Origin of the sequence: Pseudomonas sp. MYb185, assembly GCF_002979975.1 — a bacterium.
Taxonomy (GTDB): Bacteria; Pseudomonadota; Gammaproteobacteria; order Pseudomonadales; family Pseudomonadaceae; genus Halopseudomonas.
This window is the reverse complement of sequence record NZ_PCQD01000021.1, coordinates 26413-35553: the sequence shown is the minus strand read 5'-3', so window position 1 is coordinate 35553 and position 9141 is coordinate 26413. Positions and strand designations below refer to the sequence as shown.

8 protein-coding genes and 1 pseudogene are annotated in these 9141 nt (G+C 60.3%); 7 read left to right on the top strand and 2 right to left on the bottom strand.

Going from position 1 to position 9141, the window contains the following annotated elements:
* A pseudogene (locus CQ007_RS18395) lies at nucleotides 1–141 on the top strand (electron transfer flavoprotein subunit alpha/FixB family protein); the annotation flags it as partial.
* A gap of 263 nt (nucleotides 142–404) precedes the next feature.
* Here the strand turns inward: CQ007_RS18395 and lpxH are convergent.
* A complete protein-coding gene (gene lpxH, locus CQ007_RS18390; protein ID WP_105647299.1) occupies nucleotides 405–1127 on the bottom strand; it encodes a UDP-2,3-diacylglucosamine diphosphatase in 723 nt (240 codons plus the stop codon).
* A 9-nt stretch (nucleotides 1128–1136) separates the two neighbouring features.
* Complete coding sequence (locus CQ007_RS18385) at nucleotides 1137–1631, bottom strand: peptidylprolyl isomerase (RefSeq protein WP_105647298.1); 495 nt, start codon at nucleotides 1629–1631, stop codon at nucleotides 1137–1139.
* Nucleotides 1632–1825: 194 nt separating this feature from the next.
* Here CQ007_RS18385 and CQ007_RS18380 point away from each other — a divergent pair, with 194 nt between their 5' ends.
* The 6 genes from CQ007_RS18380 (at nucleotide 1826) to CQ007_RS18355 (ending at nucleotide 9068) form a co-directional block, all read left to right on the top strand.
* A complete protein-coding gene (locus CQ007_RS18380; RefSeq protein ID WP_105647297.1) occupies nucleotides 1826–3508 on the top strand; it encodes a glutamine--tRNA ligase/YqeY domain fusion protein in 1683 nt (560 codons plus the stop codon).
* Entirely contained in the window at nucleotides 3508–4893 is a 1386-nt protein-coding gene (gene cysS / locus CQ007_RS18375) for a cysteine--tRNA ligase (RefSeq protein ID WP_105647296.1), read from the top strand. The genes CQ007_RS18380 and cysS overlap by 1 nt, the downstream gene beginning before the upstream one ends.
* 182 nt (nucleotides 4894–5075) lie before the next feature.
* Complete coding sequence (locus CQ007_RS18370; protein WP_105647295.1) at nucleotides 5076–5984, top strand: AEC family transporter; 909 nt, start codon at nucleotides 5076–5078, stop codon at nucleotides 5982–5984.
* Nucleotides 5985–6189: 205 nt separating this feature from the next.
* Nucleotides 6190–7317, top strand: a complete 1128-nt coding sequence (locus CQ007_RS18365; RefSeq protein WP_105647294.1) for an NAD(P) transhydrogenase subunit alpha — start codon at nucleotides 6190–6192, stop codon at nucleotides 7315–7317.
* A gap of 2 nt (nucleotides 7318–7319) precedes the next feature.
* Nucleotides 7320–7643, top strand: coding sequence for an NAD(P) transhydrogenase subunit alpha (locus CQ007_RS18360; protein WP_044499656.1), 324 nt, complete (start codon nucleotides 7320–7322; stop codon nucleotides 7641–7643).
* Nucleotides 7644–7649: 6 nt separating this feature from the next.
* The gene (locus CQ007_RS18355) at nucleotides 7650–9068 is read left to right on the top strand and encodes an NAD(P)(+) transhydrogenase (Re/Si-specific) subunit beta (RefSeq protein WP_105647293.1); all 1419 of its coding nucleotides are present in this window, start codon (nucleotides 7650–7652) and stop codon (nucleotides 9066–9068) included.
* Nucleotides 9069–9141: the final 73 nt, after the last annotated feature.

Below are 9141 nucleotides of genomic sequence, written 5' to 3'. Positions count from 1 at the left end.
CAGCATCTGGCGGGTATGAAGGACTCCAAGGTCATTGTTGCGATCAACAAGGACGAGGAAGCGCCGATCTTCCAGGTAGCCGACTACGGTCTGGTGGCTGACCTGTTCGAGGCGGTGCCGGAGCTGGCTGGCAAGCTGTAATAGCCTGACTGCTGGCAACAACGGAACCCCCGACTCGCAAGAGTTGGGGGTTTTGTTGTTGGGGTGCTTGTAGGTTCCCCCTCTCCCCAGCCCTCTCCCGCGAGGGGAGAGGGAGCAGACCGTGCTGGCGAATACGAACTTCTTTCCCCTGATAGCTCTTCAGAAGATCGAGATGTCAGAAATACGGCAAACAGTTCTGCGAGTACAAACAAGCTCCCTCTCCCCTCGCGGGAGAGGGCTAGGGAGAGGGGGGGGGCGGCCGATCAGAGCGCAAAGCTCTCCAACCGATAACCATCCTCATCCACCTCAAGCACCCAGCCACTCTCATCCCAATCACCCAGCACGATCCGTTGCACCGGCTGACCGTCGATCTCAAGCGGGTGAATGGCAGGGCGGTGGGTATGACCGTGGATCAGGGTCGTTACGCGGTGTGAACGCATCATCCGCACCACTTCGCCGTCGTTGACGTCGGTGATATCCAGCGCCTTGTATCGGGTGCGGGTCTGGCTTTCGTTGCGCAGTTTGCGCCCGATCCTGTGGCGGGTCTTCAGTGGCAGATGGCGCAGGATGAACAGGCTCAGCGGGTTGCGCAGCCAGCGGCGCATGCGCATGTATTCGGTGTCATCGATGCACAGGCTGTCACCGTGCATCAACAGCACACGTTCGCCGTTGAGTTCGATGATAGTGGGGTCGTTCAGCAGGGTGCAGCCGGAGCGGCGGCAGAAGTCCCGGCCGATGAGAAAATCGCGGTTGCCGTGCATCAGGTAGATAGGTACGCCGGCCCGTGACAACTGCAGCAGGGCGTCGCTTACCTGGTCGGCGAGTGGGTCAGGGTTGTCGTCCCCCAGCCACACTTCAAAGAAGTCTCCCAGAATATACAGCGCCTCGGCATCCCGAGCGCGGGTTTCCAGGCAATGCAGGAACGCCCGGGTGATATCCGGGCGTCCTGTTTCCAGATGCAAGTCCGAGATGAACAGACAGCGCATCTGGCGGGCTTACTCGACCAGTTCGGCGCGTTCGATGATCACGTCATCAGCCGGCACGTCCTGATGGCCTGCACGGCTGGTGGTACGCACGCCCTTGATCTTTTCGACCACATCCATACCTTCGGCAACCTTGCCGAACACTGCATAGCCCCAGCCCTGGGTGGTGGGGGCGGTGTGGTTGAGGAAGCCGTTGTCGGCAACGTTGATGAAGAACTGGGCGCTGGCCGAGTGCGGGTCCATGGTGCGTGCCATGGCGATGGTGCCGACCTCGTTGCTTACGCCATTGTTGGCTTCGTTCTTGATCGGTGCACGGGTGTCCTTCTGCTGCATGCCCGGTTCGAAGCCGCCGCCCTGGATCATGAAGTTGCTGATCACGCGGTGGAAGATGGTGTTGTCGTAATGACCGTCACGCACGTACTGCTTGAAATTCTCGACCGTCTCCGGTGCCTTGTCGGCGAACAGTTCCAGGGTGATGACACCAAAATTGGTATGCAGCTTGACCATGCGGTTGATCCTCGGATTGATTGGGGGAAAGGTGCAATGCTATCAGCTGAGGCGGATTCAGGCATCAGTCAGTTTAGGGTATGATGGACGTCTTTTGGCCGGATGGTTCGGGGCTGCCCTGCAGCATGACGATCCGTCCGCTGATCAATAGCGTAATGCCGGCGGCATTGCCCAAGACGAGTCCTGAAATACCTATGAACAAACCGGAAACCACGCCTCCAGCCCACTTTCTGCGCCAGATCGTTCAGGCCGACCTGCAAAGCGGCAAGCACACCAAGATAGTGACGCGCTTTCCGCCGGAGCCCAACGGTTATCTGCATATCGGACACGCCAAGGCGATCTGTGTGAACTTCGGCCTGGCCAAGGAGTTCGGTGGTGTATGTCATCTGCGTTTTGATGACACCAACCCGGCCAAGGAAGAACAGGCATATATCGATGCCATCAAGCAGGACGTTGAGTGGCTGGGCTTCCAGTGGGACGGTGATGTGCGTTACGCCTCGGACTATTTCGACCAGCTGCATGCCTGGGCCATCGAGCTGATCAAGGCCGGCAAGGCCTATGTCTGCGACCTGTCCCCGGAACAGGCACGGGAATACCGTGGCAACCTGACCGAGCCGGGCAAGGACAGCCCGTTCCGTGAACGCAGCGTCGAGGAGAACCTTGATCTGTTCGCGCGCATGACTGCCGGCGAGTTTCCTGATGGCGCCAAGGCGCTGCGGGCGAAGATCGATATGGCATCGCCGAACATGAACCTGCGCGACCCTATCCTGTACCGTATTCGCCATGCTCACCACCACCAGACCGGTGACAAGTGGTGTGTATACCCCAGCTATGACTTCACCCATGGCCAGTCGGATGCTATCGAACTGATCAGCCACTCGATCTGCACCCTGGAATTCGAGGACCATCGCCCGCTGTATGAATGGTTCCTGGACAATCTGCCGGTGCCGGCCAAGCCGCGCCAGTACGAGTTCGCCCGGTTGAACCTGAACTACACGGTGACCAGCAAGCGCAAGCTCAAGCAACTGGTCGACGAGGGGCATGTGGATGGCTGGGATGATCCGCGCATGTCCACACTCAGTGGTTTCCGCCGCCGGGGCTATACGCCAGCATCGATCCGTGAGTTCTGCGAGCGGATTGGTGTCACCCGCTCCAGTGCGGTGGTCGATATGGGCATGCTTGAATTCTGCATCCGTGATGACCTGGACAACAACGCACCGCGTGCCATGTGCGTGCTGCGCCCGCTCAAGGTCACCATCACCAACTACCCGGAAGGTCAGGTCGAGCAGCTGACCCTGCCGCGCCATCCCAAGCAGGACATGGGGGAGCGCGTGCTGCCGTTCAGCCGCGAGCTGTATATCGACCGGGATGATTACATGGTCGATCCGCCCAAGGGCTACAAGCGCCTGGTACCGGGTGGGGAAGTGCGCCTGCGTGGCAGTTACGTGATCCGCGCCGATGAGGCGGTCACCGATGCCGAGGGCAACATCATCGAGCTGCTGTGTTCCTATGACCCGGACACCCTCGGCAAGAACCCCGAAGGGCGCAAGGTCAAGGGCGTGATCCACTGGGTGCCGGGTGCGGAGAGTGTCGAGTGCGAGGTACGGCTGTACGATCGCCTGTTCACGGCGGAGAATCCGGACAAGGCCCCTGGCAATGCCGAAGGGCAGGGCGGAACCTTCCTCGACAACATCAATCCCGACTCGCTGATGGTGCTCAAGGGGTGCCGGGCCGAACCCTCGCTGGCCAGTGCAACCTCCGATGAGCGTTTCCAGTTCGAGCGCGAGGGCTATTTCTGCGCTGACAGCAAGGATTCGGGTCCTGGTAACCTGGTATTCAACCGAACCGTCACGCTGCGCGACTCCTGGGGGCAATAATGGCGCTGAGCATCTACAACACACTGAGCAAGACCAAGGAAGTATTCACGCCGCTGGAAGGCAACAGTGTGCGCATGTATGTCTGCGGCATGACGGTATACGACTACTGCCATATCGGACATGCGCGGGTGATGGTGGCTTTCGATGTGGTATCCCGCTGGTTGCGCCATCGCGGCTACGATCTGACCTACGTGCGCAATATCACCGATATCGACGACAAGATCATCCGCCGCGCCAATGACAACGGCGAGAGCTTCCAGCAACTGACCGAGCGCATGATTGCCGCGATGCATGAAGACGAGGCGCGGCTGAGTGTACTGCGCCCGGATCAGGAGCCGCGGGCCAGTGAGCATGTCGAGGGCATGCACCGCATGATCCAGACGCTGATCGACAAGGGCTATGCCTATGCCCCGGGCAACGGCGACGTGTACTACCGGGTCGGCAAATTCGCTGGTTATGGCAAGCTGTCGCGCAAGCGCATCGAGGACCTGAAGATCGGTGCGCGCATCGAGGTCGATGAGGCCAAGCAGGATCCGCTGGACTTCGTGCTGTGGAAAGGGGTCAAGCCGGGCGAGCCGAGCTGGCCGTCGCCCTGGGGGGACGGGCGTCCCGGCTGGCATATCGAGTGCTCGGTGATGTCCACCTGCTGCCTGGGCGATACCTTCGATATCCATGGTGGTGGCCCGGATCTGGTATTTCCGCACCATGAGAACGAGATCGCCCAGAGCGAGGCAGCTACCGGCAAGCCCTATGCCATGTCCTGGATGCACGCCGGGGCGGTGCGGGTGGATGGCGAGAAGATGTCCAAGTCGCTGGGCAATTTCTTCACCATCCGTGATGTGCTGGAAAAGTACCACCCGGAAGTGGTGCGCTATCTGCTGGTGGCCAGTCACTACCGCAGCCCGATCAACTATTCGGAAGACAACCTGAAGGAAGCCAGGAGTGCCCTGGAGCGCTTCTATCGCGCCCTGAAGGGATTGCCAGAGGCGGCTGCTGCCGGTGGTGACGAGTTTGTCGAGCGCTTTGCCGCAGCCATGGACGATGACTTCAACACGCCGGAAGCCTGCGCCGTGCTGTTCGATATGGCCCGCGAGGTCAATCGCCTGAAGGAGTCGGATGTATTGGCGGCTGCGGCACTGGCCGCACGCCTGCGCGAGTTGGCCGGTGTTACCGGGCTGCTGCAGCTGGATGCCGACAGCTTCCTGCAGGCTGATGCGGCGGGCAAGGTCGATGCCGCACAGATCGAGGCCATGGTCCAATCGCGGCTGCAGGCTCGTGCCGAAAAGAACTGGGCCGAGTCCGACCGCATACGTGATCAACTGGCTGCGATGGGTGTGGTCCTCGAGGATAGCAAGGGCGCCACTACCTGGAGCCTGAAGGACTGACCTGCAACGCCGCCATGGCCGGATCAGGCATGGCGGCGGCTTTCTTTCCCTGTTTGTTTTTTTCTTTATATATAGCAGCGATTTCCCGCCGGGCTTCGCCCGCCAATTTTTCCCCGCGCGCGGCTATTGAACTGTCCGGACTGTTAGACTTGCCGCCTTGAAAAGTGCATCGGGAGGCGTCCGTGATTGTAGTCAATGCTCTTGTCCCTGTGTTCGGCCTGATCTTTCTCGGCTGGTTCCTTGGCGCGCGCCGGATCATCCCGAGCGACGGTGGCAAGACGCTGGGGGTTATCACCTTCAAGCTGTTCATGCCAGTGCTGCTGTTCTCCGGGCTGGCTCGGGCGGATCTGCGGGAGGCGCTGTCACCGCTGCTGCTGATGCTCTACTACATTCCCGCGGCCCTGGTATTTATCGGTATCAACCTGCTGATGCACCGGCGGCTGGGGCGCCCCTCATCCATGGGGTTGACGGCAAGCTATTCGAACAACGTGCTGGTGGGCATCCCTCTGGTGACGGTGATGCTGGGCGTGGACAGTCTGGTCTACCTGTTCGCCATCCTGGCGTTCCACAGCTTGCTGCTGTTCTCCCTGCAGAGCCTGTATAACGCCTTCTTCAGTGGTAGCCGCGACGACAGTTTCGATTGGCGCGGCCTGCTTGCCAGCCTGGCCAACCCGCTGATAATTGGCCTGGCCCTGGGCGCATTGGTCAATCTCTCGGGGCTGGCAATTCCGGCGCCCCTGTGGCACATCGTCGAGATGCTCGCGGCGGCGGCCCTGCCGATGGCATTGCTGATGCTCGGCATCAGCCTGGCCGGCTACCGCCTGCATCTGAGTGGCACCTTGTTCCTGCTCACCGTGGCCAAGCTGCTGCTGTTCCCGTTGCTGGTACTGGCGGCAGGTTTGCTGGTGCCAGGACTGGGCAATGAGGCGCGCACCGTGCTGGTGCTGATGGCCGCCTGTCCCACCGGGGTGAATGTGCTGGCGTTTCCCATGGGTCAGGATGATGTACGTATCATCAGTTCGGTGATTTTCCTGTCCACCGTGGCGGCGGCGCTCACGCTGCCGGTATGGCTTTTGATTCTTTCTTTCTGACGAACATCGTCCGAACAGCGTAAGCCACTGTATTCCCAAAAAAAGTATGATATTTTCCTGTGTTTTTTAAATCATTTGGGTAAAACCTTCGAAAGCTGCCCGAAAAAAAGTTTCGAAAGTACTACAAAAGTTCAATTGCATATGGTGTATGCTTGCCCGCGTTTTTGACTTTGCATAAAACAAACAATAGGTGAAAGGAGACCCCATGCCGGTCAGTCTGTTTGTTCCAGGGGAAACACGCGAACATGAGAAGCGCGTTGCCCTAGTCCCTTCGGTCGCCAACAAGTTGGCCAAGATGGGCATCGAATGTTCACTGCAACCCGGCGCAGGCCTGGCTGCAAGAATTCCCGATAACGCGTTTGAGAAGGAAGGCGTGAAAATCGCTTCCGCTCCGGTCAAGACCGACCTGGTATTCAGCGTTCAGCCACCGGAACTGGCCGACATCGAACAGATGGCCCCCGGCACCGTGCTGTGCTGCTTCGTCTACGCCCACCGCGAGCCGGCAATCGTCAAGGCACTGCGTGATCGTCAGATCACCTGCTTCGCCATGGAACTGGTACCGCGCATCACCCGCGCCCAGGCAATGGATGCTCTGTCTTCCCAGGCTGCACTGACCGGCTATGCCGCTGGCCTCATGGCTGCCACCAGTCTCAACCGCATTCTGCCGATGATGACCACCGCGGTCGGCTCGCTGCGTCCGGCCAAGGTACTGGTCATGGGTGCGGGTGTCGCCGGTCTGCAGGCACTGGCCACCGCCAAGCGCCTGGGTGCCATGATCGAAGGCTATGACGTGCGCGCGGAAGTGAAGGAGCAGGTCGAATCGGTCGGCGGCAAGTTCGTCGATACCGGCGTCTCCGCCAGCGGGCAGGGCGGTTATGCCCGCGAGCTGACCGACGAGGAGAAGGCCCAGGTCGAGAAGGTCATCACCCGCCACATCCAGCAGGCCGATGCAGTGATCACCACCGCAGCGATCCCCGGTCGCCCCAGCCCGAAAATCATCAGCGAAGCACAGATCATGGGCATGAAGCCCGGCTCGGTGATCATCGACCTGGCGGCCGAAGGTGGTGGTAACACGCCGCTGACCGTCCCCGGTGAAACCGTTGAAGTCGGCCCGGCGACCATCGTTGCCCCGCTCAACGTACCCAGCCGTCTGGCCGAACACGCATCCGAGCTGTACGCCCGCAACCTGCAGAACCTGGTCGGCCTGATGGTCAAGGATGGCGAACTGGCCATCGACTGGGAAGACGAGATCCTGGCCGGCGCGGTACTGACCCATGCCGGTGAAATCCGCAACGAGGCCGCACGCCAGGCCGTCGAATCCGCTGAGGAATGATCATGGACCCAGTAACTACCATTACCGGCTTCGTAGCCCTGTATATCTTCATGCTGGCGGCCTTCACCGGCTATGAAATCATCGGTCGTGTACCGGCGATTCTGCATACGCCACTGATGTCCGGCTCCAACTTCGTCCACGGCATCGTGGTCGTGGGTGCCATGTGGGCACTGCTGAACGCTGGCTCCACGCTGGAGCAGGTCATCGGCTTCTTCGGTGTGCTGCTCGGCGCGGGTAACGCCGCCGGCGGTTATGTGGTAACCGAGCGCATGCTGGAGATGTTCAAGCCCAGCAACAAGCGCCCAGGTACAGCGGACAAGGAATAACAACAGATGAGTCAATTTATAATCGAAGCCGTTTATTTTCTCACGGCACTGCTGTTCATCTACGGACTCAAGCGCATGGCCAGCCCGGTCACCGCGCGCTCGGGTATTCTGATCGCCGGCGTCGGCATGGTGCTGGCGGTATTGGCCGCGTTCCTCTACGGCTTTGACGTACGCGAAGCGGCCCAGGAACACCTGACCATGAACGTGGCGCTGGTGCTGATCGCGCTGGGTCTGGGTCTGGGCTGGGCCTGGTACAGCGGCAAGAAGGTCGCCATGACCGACATGCCGCAGATGGTCGCCCTGTACAACGGTATGGGTGGCGGTGCGGCCGCGGCAATTGCTGCGACCGAGCTGTTCTCCGGCAATGCCCAGTCCCATGGCGTGGTGGTATCCGTGCTCGCGGTACTCGGTGGTCTGATCGGTGCGGTAGCGCTGTCCGGCTCGTTGATCGCCTGGGCCAAGCTCGACGGTCGCATGAACGGCGTTATCCGCCTGCCAGCGCAGCAACTGATCAACGCGGTACTCTTCCTCGGCTCGCTGGCCCTGGGTGCGTACATCGTCGTTACCGGCATCAACGGCGTCATCTCCTTCCCGATGGTAGCGCTGTTCTTCATCCTCGCACTGCTGCTGGGCGTACTGCTGACCACCCCGATCGGCGGTGCCGATATGCCGGTGGTGATCTCGCTGTACAACGCCTTCACCGGTCTGGCCGTTGCCTTCGAAGGTTTCGTGCTGCAGAACCCGGCGATGATCATTGCCGGTACCGTGGTCGGCTCGGCAGGTACCCTGCTGACGCTGATGATGGCCAAGGCCATGAACCGCCCGGTCAGTAACGTGATCTTCAGCCAGTTTGGCGGCGATGATGGTGGTGAAGATGGCGACATCGAAGGCACCATGAAGTCTGCCGATGCGTCCGACGCGGCAATTGCCATGTACTACGCGAGCAAGGTGATCATCGTTCCGGGCTACGGTCTGGCGGTGGCCCAGGCGCAGCACAAGCTGTACGAGTTCGTGAAGCTGCTGCAGAAGCAGGGCGTGGACGTGGCTTTCGCCATCCACCCGGTAGCGGGTCGTATGCCGGGCCACATGAACGTGCTGCTGGCCGAGGCGGGTGTCCCCTACGACATCATCCACGACCTGGAAGACATCAACGAAGACTTCCCGCAGGCGGATGTGGCTATCGTTCTGGGCGCCAATGACGTGGTCAACCCGGCTGCTCGTCATCGCAAGTCCAGCCCGATCTACGGCATGCCGATCCTCAACGTGGACATGGCGCGCCAGGCCTACGTGGTCAAGCGTGGTCAGGGTAAGGGTTACTCCGGCGTGGAGAACGAACTGTTCTTTGCCGAGAACACCTCCATGGTCTACGGTGATGCGCAGAAAGTGATGGTACAGATGATCGAAGCGGTGAAATCGCTGGGTTGATTCTGTGGCTGAAAGAGAAAGGGGTTTCGCCTTGGGCGAAGCCCCTTTTTTTTGTAGCCTGTCATCCCCTCCG